The following is a 16,773-nucleotide window of genomic DNA, read 5'->3' as shown; positions in this document are numbered from 1 at the left end:
GGACACCGTGGCCGACAGCATTACCCGCAGACTCGTGATCGTCGAGTCCCCCACCAAGGCGAGCAAGATCGCCGGCTATCTGGGGGCGGGCCATCGGGTGGAGTCCAGCCGCGGCCACATCCGCGACCTGCCCACACGGGCATCCGACATCCCCGCCAAGTACAAGGGTGAGAAATGGGCGCGCCTCGGTGTCGACGTCGACCACGATTTCCAGGCCATCTATGTGGTGCCCCAGGAGAAGAAGTCACAGATCCGCGAGTTGAAGGCCGCCCTCAAGGACGTCGACGAACTTTGGCTCGCCACGGACGGTGACCGTGAGGGCGAGGCCATCGCTTGGCATCTGCTCGATGAGTTGAAGCCCAAGGTTCCGGTGCACCGCATGGTGTTCCATGAGATCACCGAGCAGGCCATCCAGGAGGCCGCGCAGAATCTGCGTCCGCTCGACACCGATCTGGTCGACGCCCAGGAGACCCGACGCATTCTTGACCGCTTGTACGGCTACGAGGTGTCGCCGGTGTTGTGGCGCAAGGTCGCCCAGGGGCTGTCGGCGGGTCGGGTGCAGTCGGTGGCGACGCGACTGGTGGTGGAAAGGGAGAAGGAACGCATCGCGTTCACCACCGCGTCGTACTGGGATCTCGACGCGGTGCTCGACGCCGGTTCCGGCGCTGAACCGCCACTGTTCGACGCTCGACTGACCCATGTCGGTGAGGCGAAGATCGCGCAGGGGCGGGACTTCAACGCCGACGGTCAGCTGACCGACACCAAACTCGTCCATCTGGATGAGCAGCGGGCCACGGTGCTGGCGGAGTCGTTGAAGTCGGCGGCCTACACCGTGCAGTCGGTGGAGGCCAAGCCATACACACGTCGCCCCTATGCGCCGTTCCGCACCACGACGCTGCAGCAGGAGGCCGGACGCAAGCTCGGCTACGGGGCGCAGCGCACCATGTCGATCGCGCAGGATCTCTACGAGCAGGGTTTCATCACCTACATGCGTACCGATTCGGTGACGCTCTCGGGGTCGGCGATCTCCGCCGCGCGTGCTCAGGTGTCGCAGCTGTTCGGTTCGTCGTACCTGCCGGAGAAGCCGCGGATCTATGCCTCGAAGGTGAAGAATGCGCAGGAGGCCCACGAGGCGATCCGCCCCGCCGGTGATTCGTTCGCCACTCCCGCACAGACCGGCCTCAAGGGCGACCATTTCAAGCTCTACGAGCTCATCTGGATGCGCACGATCGCGTCGCAGATGGCCGATGCCCGTGGCGAGTCGATGTCGGTGAAGATCGCTGCCCGCCCCGCTTCGGGTGAGGAGTGCACATTCGTGGCCTCGGGCCGCACGATCACGTTCCACGGTTTTCTCAAGGCCTATGTCGAATCGGTCGATGAGACCAAGGGTGGCGCGAAGGACGATGCGCAGAAGCGTTTGCCGGACCTCTCGGAGGGGCAGACGCTCAGCGCCGAGGACGTCACGGCGTCCGGCCATGAGACCAAGCCGCCGGCCCGCTACACCGAGCCGTCGTTGGTCGCCAAGCTCGAGGAGCTCGAGATCGGGCGTCCCTCGACCTACGCGTCGATCATCCGCACCATCACGGCGCGTGACTACGTGTTCCGTAAGGGATCGGCGCTCGTTCCCACCTGGCTGGCCTTCGCCGTGACGCGGCTGCTCGAGGCGCACTTCAGTGAATTGGTCGATTATCGCTTCACCGCCGAGATGGAGGAGACGCTCGACCACATCGCCCGTGGCGACGCCGACCGCCCCGCCGTGCTGCGCGATTTCTACTTCGGTGGCGAGGACGCCGCGGAGGGCCTCAACAAGCTCGTCACCGAGTTGGGGGAGATCGACGCGCGGCGGCTGTGCACCTTCCCGTTGACCAGCGGGCTGGATGGCGAGGAACCGATCTCGGTGCGTGTCGGGCGCTACGGCACTTCGGTGGAACAGGGTGAGAAGCGCGCCGCCGTGGCCGACGACCTGCCGCCCGATGAGTTGACCGTCGAGCGGGCTCGTGAACTGTTGGCCAAGCCGATGGGGGAGCAGCGTGAGCTTGGCGTCGATCCTGAATCCGGCCTCACGATTGTCGCCAAGAACGGACGCTTCGGGCCGTATGTGACGCAGGTGCTTCCTGAGGACGCGCCCAAGTCGCAGAAGCCGAAGACCGGTTCGCTGTTCAAGTCCATGGACCTCGAGACCATCGATCTGGCGGATGCGCTGAAGCTGCTGTCGTTGCCTCGAGTGGTGGGGCAGGACGCCGAGGGCGTCGACATCACCGCACAGAACGGGCGCTACGGCCCGTATCTGAAGAAGGGCACCGATTCGCGTTCGTTGCAGACTGAGGACCAGATCTTCTCGATCACGGTCGAGGAGGCCCTGGCGCTCTATGCACAGCCCAAGCAACGTGGGCGGGCTGCAGCCAAGCCGCCGCTGAAGGAGCTCGGCAACGATCCGATCTCGGGTAAGCCGATGCTGGTCAAGGACGGCCGTTTTGGGCCCTATGTGACTGACGGCGAATACAACGCGACGCTGCGTCGGGGTGACAGCGTCGAGGAGATCACGCCTGAACGTGCCGCCGAGTTGCTGGCGGAGAAGCGCGCGAAGGGTCCGGCGAAGAAGACTGCCCGGAAGAAGTCGACCGCGAAGAAGTCGACGGCGAAGAAGTCGACGGCGAAGAAGTCGACGGCGAAGAAGTCGACCGCGAAGAAGTCGACCGCGAAGAAGACGACGGCCAAGAAGACGACCGCGAAGAAGACGACAGCCAAGAAGACCGCAGCGAAGAAGACGACCGCGAAGAAGTCCTGAGCGATGTTCGTCGTCTTCGAAGGTGGTGACGGGGCAGGCAAGACCACACAGTCGCGACTGCTGGCCGAGTGGCTCGAGGAGCAGGGACGCACCGTCGTGCGCACCCGTCAGCCGGGCGGCACCGCGTTGGGGACGAAGGTGCGGGAACTCGTGCTGGATCCTTCCACCGGAGACGTCGATCCACGTGCCGAGGCCCTGCTGTATTCGGCCGACAAGGCCCAGCATGTGGCCGAGGTCATCCGCCCGGCTCTGGCTGCGGGGGCCGATGTGGTCTGTGACCGGTACGTCGATTCGATGATCGCTTATCAGGGTGCAGGACGTGTGCTCGACCCTGCTGAGATCACGAAGCTGGCGCGCTGGGCCACCGGTGGGCTGTGTCCGGATCTGACCGTCCTGCTCGATGTGGACCCCGATGACGCTCTTGCTGCCAAGGACCTCGGTGACCGGCTGGAGTCGGCCGGCGAGTCCTTCCACCACCGTGTCCGGGAGGGGTTCCTGGCTCTGGCCGAGGAGGATCCGGGTCGCCATCTCGTGGTTCCGGCCCGTGGCGCCCGGGACGAGATCGCCGCACGTGTCCGGGACGCGGTGACACGGCTGCGGGAGAAGCCCGGGGGATGACGGTGACGGTTCGTGGGATGACGGGCGTCTGGGCCGATGTGGTCGGTCAGCAGAACGCGGTGACGACGTTGCAGCGCGCGGTCGCCGGAGACCGGCATGCGATGACGCACGCCTGGCTCGTCACCGGGCCGCCCGGCTCCGGTCGATCCAACGTGGCGCGTGCCTTTGCAGCCGCATTGCAGTGCGAACGTGGTGGATGCGGTGAATGTCAGGCCTGTCGGACCGCGCTCAGTGGCGCCCACCCCGATGTCACATTGGTGCGGACCGAGAAGCTCTCGATCGGTGTCGATGAGGTACGTGATCTGGTGCGGCGGGCGTCGATGAGCCCGACGCTGGGGCGTCACCAGGTGTTGGTTATGGAGGACGCCGACCGCGTCACCGATCGGGGTGCGGACGCATTGTTGAAGAGCATCGAGGAGCCCGCGCCGAAGACCGTCTGGCTGCTGTGCGCGCCCACTCCCGATGATGTGGTGACGACGATCCGGTCTCGATGCCGTGCGCTGGGTCTCTCCACCCCGCCGGTCGGTGCCGTCGCCGATCTGCTCACTCGTCGTGACGGGGTCGATCCGGCCATGGCCATGAATGCGGCCCGTGCTGCGCAGGGCCATATCGGACGTGCTCGGGTCCTCGCCCTTCATGAGGACGCCCGTGATCGTCGACGTGACGTGCTGCAGATCCCGCGTCGGCTCACCGGATCGGCGGCCTGCTTGACGGCGGCCCAGAAACTTGTGGACGCCTGTGCGGCCGAGGCGAAGGCAGCCACGGAAGCTCTCGACGCGGCCGAACGTGAGGAGCTGGGCGAAGCTCTGGGGTTCGGCACGAAGGGAGCCAAGCCCAAACAGGCGCGAGCTGCGATGAAGGAGCTCGAGGACGAGCAGAAGGTCCGGGCGAAGCGGATGCAGCGCGATGCGCTGGATCGCGCTCTCACCGAGCTCACCACCTACTACCGCGATGTGGTGACGCTGCAGCTCACCGGTGAGCAGGACCGACTCGTGAATCCCGAGATCGCTGGGGAGCTGTGGGAGCAGGCCAGGGGCACCACACCCGAGGCGAGCCTGCGTCGCATCGATGCGTTGTTGCAGTGTCGTGAGGAGCTGGAGGGCAATGTCGCTCCGCTCCTGGCGGTGGAGGCACTGTTGATCAGGCTGATGAAGGGCTGGTCCTACGGAGGCTGAGCCCTTCGTTTCACAGGTGGTGGGTGTCGCTGCGGCATGGTGGCGGGCCGCGCTGCAAGGATGTTGAAGAACTCTTGCGAGGATCTTCCCCCTCAGCCGTCGCACGAAAGGGACTTCCATGAGCCGTCAGGACAAGGACACCACCAAGGACGAGAAGTCCATCAAGAGCGGGTCCTTCTTCGATGACGCCGATCAGGGTGAGTCCACTCAGGCCATGGACGCGAAGGATGTCACGGCTGAGGAGCCCGGCACCGACAAGTCGGCGACCGATGATGCGACCCAGAAGATCAGCACCGATTCGGACACCGTCGGCAAGACCGATTCCGACAGGATCGCCGCCGGGAACGATGCGGCTGATGATGAGAAGACGCAGGTCGTCGCCGCCGGATCTGACGGGGATGACGAATCGGAGGCGACCAAGGTCCAGCCGGTGCCAGAGGATCCCGAAGCCGAGCGTCGCCGTGAGACCGAGCGACGCAGGGCCGAGCGTGAGGCTGCCCTGGGCAAGCGTCGCCGTCGTAACGACAAGGCCGACGCGCAGACGGCCCCGACCGCGCCGCCACGTCCCCCGCGGACGACGGACAAGGCATTCGGATCATTGGGGCTGTTCGTGCTTCGGCTCGTCATCGCCGGGGTCATGGCCCTGCACGGTGTGGCCAAGGTTCTGGACATCCAGGGCACCATCGGAATGGTCGAAGGAACGCTTCTTGGGCAGATGACCGGTCAGGGGGTGATCCTCGGTTACGCGCTCGCGATCGGTGAGCTGTTGATCGCGGTGGCCCTGCTGTTCGGTCTGGCCACGCGTTTCGCGGGGGTGGGCCTCATGGCCATCACCATCATGGCTCTGGTGTTCGTGCACTGGACGGGTAACCCGTTCAACGGCTACGAGCTCGACGGTGAGGTGCCGTTGATCCTGGCGGGGGTCGGTTTCCTCTTCCTGTGTGTCGGTGCCGGTGGTTGGTCGGCTGATCGTGCGCTGCGGCGCAATCGGGCGCAGCGCAAGGAAGACAAGGTGAACAAGGCCTCCTCGGTGGCATGACCGCACGGTGGGTGGCTGCGGCGGCTGCTTCAGCGTTGATGTTGGCAGGTTGTTCGCTGCTTCCTGGTACGACATCACCCGATCCGGAGACACCGGAGCCACCGGAAATGTCGAGCACCCCGGCACCGGACCGGCCCGAGGTGGATGTTCCCGATGTGGCGCCCCATGGGTTCCGGGATGCTCCGCCCGGCGCGGGCGTCGACCGTTATACCGATCAGGATCTGGCTTGGGAACCCTGCGGTGAGCATGAATGTGCTGACATCGCGGTGCCGCTCGACTGGGCCGACCCCGATGGGCAGGCCATCACGTTGTCGATGCGCAGGGTCGCAGCCACGCAGCAGCCCCGCCGTGGAACGATCTTCCTGAACCCCGGCGGTCCCGGTTCCTCGGGCAAGGAGATGGTCGAGTATTTCAGTCATGCCGGGCTCGAGCACTACGACCTCATCGGCTGGGATCCCCGCGGCGTCGGTGACTCGACGCCGGTTCGTTGCCTCGACGGTGCCGAGATGGACGAGTTCCTCACCGTCGACGCCAGCCCCGACGATGAAGCCGAGGATGCTGCATTGGAGGAGGCCGCCAGAGGTTTCGGGCAGAGATGTCTCGAGCGTTCGGGCCCGTTGCTGGCGCATGTGTCGACCACCGCGACCGTGCAGGACCTGGATCTGCTGCGTGGGCTCGTCGGCGACGAACGGCTCAACTACCTCGGTTATTCATACGGCACGGAGATCGGCGCGGTGTATGCGGCCACATTTCCGGACCGTGTGGGACGTCTGGTGTTGGACAGCGCGGTCTCCCTCGCCGACGACAGTGACGTGACGCAGGCCGAAGGCTTCGAACGGGCCCTCGAGTCCTTCGCCGAATGGTGCGCGGAGGGCGACTGTGATCTCGGGGATGACAGGGACGAGGTGATCCAGGCCGTGACGGGGTTGTTGCGGCATCTGGACCATCAGCCGCTGCAGGTGCATGACCGGGAGCTGACGCAGACGCTGGCCGTGTCCGGAATCCTCATGCCGCTGTATGGGACGAAGGACTGGTATCCGATATTGGCCGATGCGGTGTCGGCGGCGCGTTCAGGGCGGGGGCAGGCCCTGTTGGAGTTGGCGGACGCCTACAACGAACGCGATATCGACGGCAACTATGGGTCGCTCATGACGGCTTTCAACGCCATTCGGTGCAACAGTCACGTCGACCTCGGTCTTGCGGGGGAACGTGCCCGGGCAAAGAAGGAGGCCGAGGAGGCCGGGGCCCTGGGGCCGTTCATGGGGCCGGATCTCATCTGCCCGCTCTGGCCTGCTCCGGTGGTGCCGAACCCGGAGGATCAGACCGCGCCGGGGGCTGCGCCGATCATGGTGATCGGTGCACGGATGGACTCCGCGACGCCCTATGAGAATGCCGTTGATATGGCCGACACCTTCGAATCGGGCTTCCTGGTCACGTGGGAGGGAGACGGCCACGGAACCTACGGAGGCACGTCGACGTGCGTCGATGATGCGGTCCATCGGTTCTTCGCCGATGATCTGCCGGCCGAGGACATCATCTGCACCGAGTAGGGCGCGTCGCGGGACGCCTCCGCCTTCCTTCGCATGGGGTGCGTTCCCCGGCGCTGTGAGGTGCCCGTGAGCGTTCGACATCGCCGATCCGGCGAAGTATCCGTTCGACGTCGACCGCCGTTTCGGCCTCGGGGTGGCCGATCTATCCTGTTCCGGGGAAGGCGACTCGGGAAGCTTCACCAAGGGACATGGGGCCCGTCGTGAATGGCGGCGAGAGGGAGCTGGGAACAACGGTATGGCAGTGAAGCTGTTCCATTGGTTGCGCTGGCTGGTGGTCGTGGCGCTGGCGGCGGACCATGCCTCCTTCTTCCTCGCGCAGCATCTCGAGGTGGATCCGGAGCTGGGAACGACCACCGATGGTCATGTGTTCCTCCATCTGGCATCCTTCGCCGCCATCGTCGCCATATTGTGGGGCTGGCGAAACTTCGCTTTGATTCTCTGGGTCATCGTGATGTCAGGAAGTCTGATCCATCCTGATGGCTCTGGAAATGTCGTTGCATTTGCGATGGTGACATATTCAATACTCGCCGAATCCAGCCGTTCCCGCAGGTATTTGGTTCTCATGGCCCAGCTGGGATTCACGGCTGTTTTTGACAGCCTGTATGGGCCCGCGTGGCCGGTGGCGTCGACTGCGGTGATTCTGGTGGCTTTCCTGGCCATGGCCATCCGTATTGTCGTCAACAAGACGGAATCCCTGCGCGAGAAAGCTCTGAGGGAGCGTCGAAAGGCCCGCGAAATCAGGGAGTCCGAGCTCAATCAGCTGGCCCTCGAGCTTGAAAGCTTCGTGGTCAACCGTCTCGGTGAGATCAGAGACGAGGCGCTTCGTGGAATCGCCGAAGAAGATGTTTTCGGGGCGCGGCTGAGGATTCAGCGGTTGAACCAGCACCTGCGATCAGAACTGCGGGACCTGGTCTATTTCTTGCGCATGAGGGACCATGCGGCACGAAACGATCCGGAGTCATGCTTCGGACGTCTGGTGGGCTTCCGACTGCAGGGGCTGTGGCGCTGGGCAGCATTCGGCGCACTGGCGATCCCCGCGAGACTTCTCGGCGTCGCTGTCCTGTCTCGACGTGAGCCGCTGGCCTATCTGCTCTGTTTCGTGGTGGCAGTGTGCGCACTGGGCGTGGCGAAAGGGCTGGGCGGGATGCTTGCCGTCGGGGGCTTTTCCGCCCTTCTGGCCGTACTGGCGTGGAGCATCGTCCCTGACGGGGACCGGCTCACGTTCTGGGTGACGCTGAGCTACGCGACCGCGCTCAGTGCGATGGCGGCGATGGTGCTGCGTGCCCTGCGGCAGGATCGAAGCTCGGCGCGGACGGCCTTGCATGATGCACGACAGTTCGTGGGGACCGGAGCGCAAGGAGACAGGGCAGCGATCGCGCGGGAGCTCCATGACGTCGTCGGCCATCAGGTGTCCCTGATCGGGCTGCGGATGATGTCTGCGCACACTTCGGACGAGAAGGGGCAGCGGCTGCTGCTCGAAGAGATCTCCGTGTTGACCATGGCGGCTCAGGCAGAACTCGAAGCGTTGCTGACTGTGATGCGCTCCGGGGAGACGCTTCCGGCTGAGGTCGCTGGCCCGCTGGTGCGCCCACGTGCGGTGTTGCAGGCGATGTGCGATGAGTTGGCGGCTCGATCCGGCACGGTGACGGCGGATATCTCGGATTCCCTTGACTGTTTGTCGGTGTTGGCCCAGCGCACGGTGGTGCGGGTGGTCCAGGAGAGCGTGACGAACATTCTTCGACATGCACCAGAAGGGTGCTCATCCAGCGTCCGTGTGACGGTCGAGGAAGAATCCGTCACGGTTCATGTGGCGAACACACTGGCGGGCTCGCCGAGTGCCCCTCCGGGCGGTGCCATCGACCGATCCACCGTGTGTGGGGTGGGTCTTCGTGGCCTTCACGAAAGGGTCGGTGCTCTGGGCGGGACGTTCTCGGCAGGGGCCCAGGAAGGGCGGTGGGTCGTCCACGCCGACATCCCGGCGAAGGCCTGCCCTGCCGAAAATCGATCTTCAGGCGAGGCTTCTCGTTGCTCCGATTCACATCGCGGCGAAGCGGCTTCAGCCGATGGGCGAGTATGAGTCGCCCTGGCTGAAGCCGCGGCCGTGGACCACTGGTCGTTCCGGCGTCGGGGTCAGACGTGGCAGGCCCAATCGACCAAGTAGCACAGCCATGTCGCGCGGACCGGTTCGTCGTGTCCGGCCGCCTCACTGGCTGCGGCCGTGGGGCGGCTCCCAAAGTCAATACCGCCATCAGGGAAAGTGCTGCGATCTTTTTCATGGAGGCCTCCTGGATTTCTTCTTCGTCGCGTTGAATTCCGCGACTTCTAGGGTGCCCCAAAGAATTCTGTGGCTCTACTAACGAAAGGTATCTTTTGTGCGCGAGGTGGAGGCCCTTGGCTGTGCTCGTGGCCGAACCGCTAACCTCTGGGCGCATGGTGGATGCACATCGGGTGTTGCTCGTCGACGATGACGTTGTCGTACGAGCGTTCTTCGAGAACTTCTTCGCTGGCCAGCCCGAGTGGGAGATCGTGGCCTCGGCCTGCAATGGTGAGGAAGGGGTGGCGGCCTATGCCGCCCATGAGCCCGACCTGGTGCTGATGGATCTTCAGATGCCCGGCATCAGCGGCGTCGAGGCGACACGGCGGATCAAGGATGATCATCCGGAAGCGTGTGTGATCGTGATGACGTCCTTCGTCAGTGATGACCTGATCGTTGCCGCCCTTCGCGTCGGTGCAGCGGGGTACTTGGAGAAGGGGGCGGATGGGGAAGCGGTCCTGCAGGGCCTTCGGCAGGCACTGCGGGGTGAGATGCCCCTTTCGGCGAGTGTGCGTCAGTGCCTGGTCACACGTTTGCTCGAAGACGAACCACCGGATGTCGAGGACGGGAGGAGCCTCGGGGTGACCTGTCGTGAGCGAGAACTCCTGGGGTGGCTGGCCCACGGCATGACGAATCAGGAGATCGCCCGCCAGATGTATCTGGCGGAAGGTTCGGTCAAGCAGTACCTGCACGCGTTGGGGGCAAAGCTGGGAGAGGGGTCTCGTACCGGAATCCTGATGCGCGCGATCCGGCTGAGGCTCGTGGACCCCTATCGCCTTCCCCGGCCACGGTGATGCCGCTCTCGATGCATGGCGCAGGCAGGGGCACAGGGGGCGATGGTGGCCGGCGGCTGGCCCGGCAGACGGGGCCGCCAGGAGGTTTTCACGTACAGGCAGCCGGGGCAAGTGGACGTTCGTTCAGACTCTTTCTGCCTCGCGCTCACCTTCGTTAACGCTTTTCCGTCGAGCATTGACGGGGTGTTCCCGTGATGTTCTGATCAATGCGGAAGGTGCGCCTTCTGGATAACACCCTCAGAAATAGAACTTAGGAGTCCCTGTGGAAAGAAAGCTGTTCGGGCTGTCGGCTATTGCCTTGGCCGTGTGCGGATTTGGGGCGTTCGGTGCTCCTGCTGCATTTGCGGAAGAGCCCAATGTTGTTTCTGCTGAAGCCGTTGAAACTGTTGATGTCGAAGAGTACTGGACGGCTGAGCGCATGGAGAATGCCAAGTCGCCCCTGGAATTGGTCGAAGGAAAGACCGGCAGCTCGGGCGTGGAGATCGGTGAGCCCACCAGCGGCCCCGCGCAGACCCCGAAGGTGGGGCCGCGTGCCACGCCCGAGACACCGCAGCCCACGATCGGGAAGGTGTTCTTCACCATCGGCGGAAGCGACTTCGTCTGCTCCGGTAACTCGATCTCTTCCGAGAACCATTCGGTGGTCTCCACCGCGGGGCACTGCTTGAACGAGGGCCCCGGCGAATTCGCCGAGAACTGGATCTTCGTCCCGGCGTACGACAACGGCGATGCGCCGATGGGCAAGTGGTCCGCGGAGAAGCTGTTCACCAGCGCGGACTGGGCCGATGAGGGCGACATCACGTACGACGTGGGCTTCGCCGTCATGGCCACCAATGACGAGGGCCAGACCTTGGCCGATGTGGCCGGCGCGACCGGCTGGGAGTTCAACGCTCCTCGTGGACACTCCTACAAGTCCTACGGGTACCCTGCAGCTGCGCCCTTCGACGGACAGACCCTGCAGTCCTGCGAGGGCACGGCGTCCGATGACCCGGTGCGTCCGGGCACCACACAGGGGATTCCCTGTGACATGACCGGTGGATCGTCGGGTGGTCCGTGGTTCATCGATGGCGGAGATGTGCAGAACTCGGTGAACAGCTACGGCTACACCGGCAAGGAGATCATGTACGGCCCTTACTGGGGTGAGGTCGCCCATGATGTGTACAACGAAGCGAGCACCTACGGGGTTGAATGAGCCAGCACGATGGTGAGCGGCCGGGTCGTCCTCAGCGGGCGGCCCGGTCGGCTTCGGTTGACGCGGGGCGGTCCCTGGAGCACTTCACGGAACAGCGTCAGGAGCAGGCCGCACCGGCGCCGATGCCTGACCCGTGGAAAACACCGGGAGGACAGGGCCGACCAAACGTGAGTGGTGAAGACCTCAGCAAGGACGAGGCCCTTGAATTCATCGAACGGTTGTTGGGGGTTCCCTCGGTGAAAGCGGAGGAGGTCCTTGCGACATTGGATGTTTCTTTTCCCATTCGGGAGGACGCGCTTCGCGACAGGCTCGGGCAGCGGCCTCGAAGTGGGGAATGAAATCGCAGAGGCCCACATGAAGGGCGCACGCCCCGTGGCTGAGGGCTGAAACGTGGAGCCACCCACGGGACTCGAACCCGTGACCTACGCTTTACGAGAGCGTTGCTCTACCAACTGAGCTAGGGTGGCCTGCGCGCCGCGAGACGTTCGAGAATCACGCCAAGCGCACCGGTCGAGTATAGCCACGCACCGTGTGGAAGGGCCAAATCCGGCCGAAGCCGCCTCACGCAGACCCTGGCAGCCGCAGGTGGCTGCCCGAGTCGGCGCGGGACGTCACTCGCTCCAGCGGAAATGCACCTGACGCCCGAGAGTGCCGTTCAGGGCCTTGAGATAGGCGGGCGACTGCACGTCGGCGAGTGCAGACTGAAGGGCGTCGAGACGCTCTGCCAGGCCCAACCGCTCCACCGGGTTGACGTTGGCCTCGCTTCGCACGAACGGTTCCAGATCGTCGATTCCTCGGCGCAGATGCTGCACATCGGCGGTCTGGCGGGAGGTCAGCCGCTGCGCGTACCAGTCGGACCCCAGGATCGCCCGACGCTCGAATGATGCCCGGAACTCCGGTGAGTGCAGCGTCCACCCTTCCTGGGATGTGCCACGGGCCATGATCTCCAACAGGGCCCGCAGCGGCGGCGCGGCCAGCGCGATCGTGCCGTCGGTGAAGTACGACTCCGCGACATGCTGATGTGTGGCGACGATGACGTCCACACTCTCGGCGAACACATCTGGATCCTGCAGCTCAGGCTTGAGCATCTCGCTGGTGAACACCTTGTCGGGACGCAGGAAGATACGTCCGAAGAATGTGGACGCGAACCGTTCGTTCATGCGGTAGCCGAGACGGCTGGCCTCGATCGTGCGGCCGTCGTGCTCGAAGTCCTCGAGCTTGTCGAGGAAACCGTGTTCGATCAACGCCTGCGCGTCCCGCTCGGTCGGCTTCATGCGACTGAACAGTTCGGGCACCAACAGCGAGATGTCATGGTCGACGCGTACGTGCGGGCCGATCACGCCGGCGGAGGAGAGCCACCCGTCGGTGTCGGTGAGGGCGTAGCTGAGCAATGCCGCGTTGAGGTCGATGACCGTCGGCAGGGCGTTGAACGGCTTCTTGGTGAGAGCCCCTTCGCTGCCCGCGCCGGTGGTGGACGGTGACTTGCCGGTCATGGAACTGATGTACTCCATGAACAACTCCGGCAGCTCCATGTAATGCAGCGGGTTGTACGCGCACAGCGGCGGCACCCCTTCTTCCGCGGGGTTGTTGCGACGGCCGGCCGCCACCACATCCACCTGCTGACGCAGTGGTTCACCCACCGGCAGCTCACGCTGCAGATGCATCGCCAGATATGCCAGATCGGTGCCCTGCGGATCGGTCAGATCGGGGCGAGGCTGTAGGTAGCGCGGGTTACGGGTGCGCTTGCCGTCGATGATCCGAGGCTCGGACGAGACCGCGAGGTACGTCGGCTGGTCATGGTCGCTGCCGTTGGCGAACTCCACGATCCGGTCCCGCATGGGCGGGGTGAACTGGCTGAGCCCCGGGGCGTCGGCGACGATCTCGCGGGCCTCGGCGCGCGTCAACGGTTGGAAGTTCGAGATGAACGTGCCGTCCTGCGCCATGTCGTGTTCGGTCTGGCGGTCATAGCCGCGGTGGATCGCGTCGTCGGGACGCTGGAACAACAGTTGCTCGCAGTTCTCGACGTACTTGTCCGAGACCGGGTCGTCCACCTCGCCGAGTGGTGGCGCAACGACCGAAGCGGTGATGTCGTCCTCGGTCTGCACCTTCGCGGCGGGGGAGAAGTCCGGACGCAGGCTGAACAGACGCCAGCCGCCGTCGGCGTCGAAACCGACGCGCAGCATGTTCACCATGATCTTGTCGCCGTCGAGACGCAGCGAATTGCCCTGACGCCCGTTGATGACGCCCACGGTGAAGTGGCTCTGCCAGTCATCGCCCCATTCGGGCTGGTAGTAGCGCTTGACGGTGAACACCAGCTCGCTGATGTGGGGAGGGATGGTGGCCAGCCACTCGTTGTATTCCGCGGAGTACTCCTCCCGCGGGGTGAGCAGCTTGATCACCGAACCGAGCGAACGGTCCGGTGAGAGCAGCGTCCGGTCATCGGTGTGCGAAGGGTCGGCGAACCGTGTCGAGAAGTCGTGCTCGAGGATCTGCGCAACCTGCGCCATGTCCTTCTCGAAGTCCGGTGTGTAGGCGTTGCCGAACACGAAGGCATCCAGCAGACGCTTGCTGATCTCGCTCTTGCCGCCGCCGGAGACCGTCGCCGGTTTGTGCGCCTGCGTCGAGATGGGTGATATGCCCACCAGGTGCCACTGTGTGGGGTCGGCGTCGCGGGGTTTGGCATGGATCCGATAACCGTCGGGGGTCATGTGCGTGACGCCCGTACGCAGCGGGATCGTCTGCTCCTGGCCGTGGGCGTCGGTCCATCGCACGGTCTGGGTACGCATGGAGTAGGTGGCCTGGCCGGGGACGATCACCAGATCGTCACGTCCGACATGTTTTGCGTGCCCCTCGGGCTCCATCGCGAACAGCTCGGGATTGCGCGCCACGATCTGCTCGACGCTGCGGTCCTGTGGCGTGTATTTGTCGAACCAGTCCTGGCCGAGGTTGTAGGCGGGGAAGGACAAAGCACCACCGGCGTGCTCCTCCTCGGCGAGCCCGAAGAGGTTGGCCGAGTAGGAGATCTGCGTCTTGACCTCCTTCTTGCAGTACCCGAAGTAGTTGTCGGCGATCACCGTGACGATGACGCCGTTCTCGTCCCGGGCACAGATCTTGAAGGCCTTGCCGTCGTTGTAGAGGTCGTCCTCGTGTTCCCAGCACATGCCATCGCGACGCTGGCGTTCGGTGGCGTCGTTCACGTGGGGCAGGCCCAGTGACTTCTTGGTGACCGTCGTCAGATGCGGGGCGAGAATCACTGCGCCGGTGGTTCCGGTCCAGCCCTCCGGGTCGAGGGAGGCGTCATTCTCCGGCAGGTGGGGGTCGCCGCCGTTGCCGAAGATCCCTTCGACGAAGTCGAGGTTCGCCACCAGGGCGCCGGGGGCGAAGAACCGAACTTCCATCGTGCGTTCGCGGGTGAATCCCGGCACGGCGGGAACCACCAACGGGCGCAGCAGCAATGAGGTGAAGCACTGCGTCGGCTCGGCCTGATTGGCCGTCCATGGCAGCACCAGGTCGTCCTCGGGTGGCTGGAACGCGAGCTCCAGGAGTCGCGCGAACGCCGAACGGGGGATCGCGATCTTGTCGTCCTGGATCGGCAGTCCACCTTCGGCGATGTGGAACACACCTGCGGTGGTGCGTCGGTCGTTGACCGGGTTGTGCAGCACGCCGTTCGCCAGACGGTAGGAGGCGATACGGGCCGAGTGGAACTCGTCGCCGTCGCACGGGAGACTCAGTGCACGGGCCAGCCCCGGCATGTCGAGGATGAATGTCTTGCGGGGCAGCGACGGGGATGCCTCCTCGTCACGGAGGTAGGAGTCCAGGAAGGTCTGGATTCGCGTATCGGTGGCGCAGTGCCGGTCCTTGAGCCTCCGGGAGAGTTCCCGTTGGCGTGCAAGCAGGGGTCGGATGAGCTCGGAATCCTCGGAGGAGGCCTTGGCTTGAACGCCGGGCAGGCCCAGTAGACCGAGGCGGAGATCGATGGCGTCGGAGAGGTTCATGTTCATGTCAACCTGCCAGATGTACGTGGGTGACGCGGGTGTCCTGGAGTCGATCCCAGGAATCCACATCGACGCGGGTGAGGGTTGCGGTGGGGTAGCCGGCCTCGAGTCGGGCCATGGCGTCGGGGTCGGATCCTTCGCGTGCCAGGTCTTGGGCGAGGGCGGGAACACCGGGAGCGTGCCCCACCACGAGAAGCGTCTGCACCGCGGGGTCGACCTCGCCGATCAGATGGACGATGGCGTCCGAACCGGCCTGGTAGATGTTCTCACAGAACTCCACCGGAGCATCCAGGCCCAACCCTTCGAGGGTCTCACGGGTGCGGGTGGCGGTGGAACACAGGACGTGTTCGATGGGTTCCTGCCGGGCCAGAAGGCGGCCGATGGTGTCGGCCTGGGTGCGGCCGCGTTCGGTCAGGGGACGTTCGGCATCCCCACGGCCGGGGGTGAAATTCGCGGCTTTGGCATGTCGGAGCAACCAGAGGGTCGGCATGGATCGTTCTCCTCTCGCGACGCCCCGGACGGGCGGCTCGATTCAGGCGAAGGTCGCCAGGGACACGGACGCCCGCAGCAGTTCGCGCTCTCCGGCGCTGCCGAACCACCACGAGGCGGTGTATTTCTCGGGGATCAGGATGCCGTTCCAACGACTCCATGATTCGGCCCGGACGCCGAACGGCGCCTCGACGCCGGGGCCCTTCTCCTCGGGCCATCCGAATCGGAGCATGGATGCGGTCAGCAGGTGGCCGTCTTCATCGGTGGTCACGGTGATGTCGAAACTCCGGTCACCGACGGGGATCGTCACGGTGAATTCGTTCTCGGTGGAGCCCTCGGTGAAGGTCCATCGGTCCCATCCGGTGGGCAGGAGCAGGGACTCCAGGGCGAAACGGCCCGCAGCGCTCTCGGAGAGCTGATCGGGGTCCTGCCAACGGATGGGTACCACGCCGGCGAGGCGCAGTCGCAGGTTGCCGACACCTTCGGTGTATTGGTCGACGATCCGCAGGGGGACGCCCTTGGTGCTCAGGCCGGCCCAGATGAAGCCCTTGTCGACGTTGACGATCTCGCGGGCGAGGAACTCGTGCCAGTCGCCGTAGCGCAGTTCACCGCGGGTGACCATCTGCACCGACTGCCAGTGTGGGGTGTTGGGATCGACCGATGCGCTGATCCATCGGCGTGCGGCCTTCGGGAGCCCATCGGGGGTGGGCATGACCTGCTCCGGGTCGTCGGAGGGGACGAGTTTCTCCCAATCCGGACGCAACAGCACGGGCACGCCAGCGATCATGCGGACACCCTATCGGCGTACATCAAGGCGATGGT

Annotated in this window: 11 protein-coding genes and 1 tRNA gene; 8 read left to right on the top strand and 4 right to left on the bottom strand. The window is 64.8% G+C overall.

From position 1 onward, the window contains the following. The first annotated feature begins 7 nt into the window (after nucleotides 1-7). The 8 genes from topA to FB460_RS09980 all read left to right on the top strand — a co-directional run bounded on the left by topA (nucleotide 8) and on the right by FB460_RS09980 (nucleotide 11,467). Complete coding sequence (topA, locus tag FB460_RS10015; protein ID WP_142093989.1) at nucleotides 8-2,788, top strand: type I DNA topoisomerase; 2,781 nt, start codon at nucleotides 8-10, stop codon at nucleotides 2,786-2,788. Nucleotides 2,789-2,791: 3 nt separating this feature from the next. Then, complete coding sequence (gene tmk, locus FB460_RS10010) at nucleotides 2,792-3,406, top strand: dTMP kinase (protein ID WP_142093988.1); 615 nt, start codon at nucleotides 2,792-2,794, stop codon at nucleotides 3,404-3,406. Then, nucleotides 3,403-4,581 carry a DNA polymerase III subunit delta' gene (locus tag FB460_RS10005; RefSeq protein WP_246044358.1) on the top strand — a complete coding sequence of 393 codons (1,179 nt, stop codon included), beginning with the start codon at nucleotides 3,403-3,405 and terminating at the stop codon, nucleotides 4,579-4,581. Before tmk ends, FB460_RS10005 begins: the two co-directional genes overlap by 4 nt. Nucleotides 4,582-4,699: 118 nt before the next feature. Then, on the top strand, nucleotides 4,700-5,620 hold the full coding sequence (locus FB460_RS10000) for a DoxX family protein (protein WP_142093987.1): 921 nt from the start codon (nucleotides 4,700-4,702) through the stop codon (nucleotides 5,618-5,620). Further along, nucleotides 5,617-7,170: an alpha/beta hydrolase gene (locus FB460_RS09995; protein WP_142093986.1), complete on the top strand. Its 1,554-nt coding sequence runs from the start codon at nucleotides 5,617-5,619 to the stop codon at nucleotides 7,168-7,170. Before FB460_RS10000 ends, FB460_RS09995 begins: the two co-directional genes overlap by 4 nt. A 235-nt stretch (nucleotides 7,171-7,405) precedes the next feature. Next, complete coding sequence (locus tag FB460_RS09990) at nucleotides 7,406-9,247, top strand: sensor histidine kinase (RefSeq protein ID WP_142093985.1); 1,842 nt, start codon at nucleotides 7,406-7,408, stop codon at nucleotides 9,245-9,247. 353 nt (nucleotides 9,248-9,600) lie between these two features. After that, nucleotides 9,601-10,278, top strand: coding sequence for a response regulator (locus FB460_RS09985; RefSeq protein WP_211345940.1), 678 nt, complete (start codon nucleotides 9,601-9,603; stop codon nucleotides 10,276-10,278). 418 nt (nucleotides 10,279-10,696) lie between these two features. Next, nucleotides 10,697-11,467 carry a trypsin-like serine peptidase gene (locus tag FB460_RS09980; RefSeq protein ID WP_211345939.1) on the top strand — a complete coding sequence of 257 codons (771 nt, stop codon included), beginning with the start codon at nucleotides 10,697-10,699 and terminating at the stop codon, nucleotides 11,465-11,467. A 391-nt stretch (nucleotides 11,468-11,858) separates the two neighbouring features. Here FB460_RS09980 and FB460_RS09975 read toward each other — a convergent pair. From FB460_RS09975 to FB460_RS09960, 4 genes are all read right to left on the bottom strand, one after another. Next, nucleotides 11,859-11,934: transfer RNA gene (locus tag FB460_RS09975), tRNA-Thr, on the bottom strand. 144 nt (nucleotides 11,935-12,078) lie between these two features. Beyond that, the gene (locus FB460_RS09970) at nucleotides 12,079-15,468 is read right to left on the bottom strand and encodes a PPi-type phosphoenolpyruvate carboxykinase family protein (protein WP_142093983.1); all 3,390 of its coding nucleotides are present in this window, start codon (nucleotides 15,466-15,468) and stop codon (nucleotides 12,079-12,081) included. A 1-nt stretch (nucleotide 15,469) separates the two neighbouring features. Further along, the gene (locus FB460_RS09965; protein ID WP_142093982.1) at nucleotides 15,470-15,952 is read right to left on the bottom strand and encodes a SixA phosphatase family protein; all 483 of its coding nucleotides are present in this window, start codon (nucleotides 15,950-15,952) and stop codon (nucleotides 15,470-15,472) included. Between the two features lie 42 nt (nucleotides 15,953-15,994). Continuing rightward, nucleotides 15,995-16,738 (bottom strand): DUF6920 family protein, encoded by a 744-nt coding sequence (locus FB460_RS09960; RefSeq protein WP_142093981.1) that lies wholly within the window; start codon nucleotides 16,736-16,738, stop codon nucleotides 15,995-15,997. Nucleotides 16,739-16,773: the final 35 nt, after the last annotated feature.

This window comes from Propioniferax innocua, assembly GCF_006716235.1.
Taxonomy (GTDB): Bacteria; Actinomycetota; Actinomycetes; order Propionibacteriales; family Propionibacteriaceae; genus Propioniferax; species Propioniferax innocua.
Note: the sequence above shows the minus strand (reverse complement) of the source record. Positions and strands in the feature narration are given on the sequence as shown.

What these genes read in the sequence shown, in the direction of transcription:
- FB460_RS09970 (WP_142093983.1), bottom strand. Translation starts at nt 15,468, where the DNA reads ATGAACATGAACCTCTCCGACGCCATCGATCTCCGCCTCGGTCTACTG.
- FB460_RS10005 (WP_246044358.1), top strand. Translation starts at nt 3,403, where the DNA reads ATGACGGTGACGGTTCGTGGGATGACGGGCGTCTGGGCCGATGTGGTC.
- FB460_RS09995 (WP_142093986.1), top strand. Translation starts at nt 5,617, where the DNA reads ATGACCGCACGGTGGGTGGCTGCGGCGGCTGCTTCAGCGTTGATGTTG.
- FB460_RS09985 (WP_211345940.1), top strand. Translation starts at nt 9,601, where the DNA reads ATGGTGGATGCACATCGGGTGTTGCTCGTCGACGATGACGTTGTCGTA.
- FB460_RS09960 (WP_142093981.1), bottom strand. Translation starts at nt 16,738, where the DNA reads ATGATCGCTGGCGTGCCCGTGCTGTTGCGTCCGGATTGGGAGAAACTC.
- tmk (WP_142093988.1), top strand. Translation starts at nt 2,792, where the DNA reads ATGTTCGTCGTCTTCGAAGGTGGTGACGGGGCAGGCAAGACCACACAG.
- FB460_RS09980 (WP_211345939.1), top strand. Translation starts at nt 10,697, where the DNA reads ATGGAGAATGCCAAGTCGCCCCTGGAATTGGTCGAAGGAAAGACCGGC.
- FB460_RS09990 (WP_142093985.1), top strand. Translation starts at nt 7,406, where the DNA reads ATGGCAGTGAAGCTGTTCCATTGGTTGCGCTGGCTGGTGGTCGTGGCG.
- FB460_RS10000 (WP_142093987.1), top strand. Translation starts at nt 4,700, where the DNA reads ATGAGCCGTCAGGACAAGGACACCACCAAGGACGAGAAGTCCATCAAG.
- FB460_RS09965 (WP_142093982.1), bottom strand. Translation starts at nt 15,952, where the DNA reads ATGCCGACCCTCTGGTTGCTCCGACATGCCAAAGCCGCGAATTTCACC.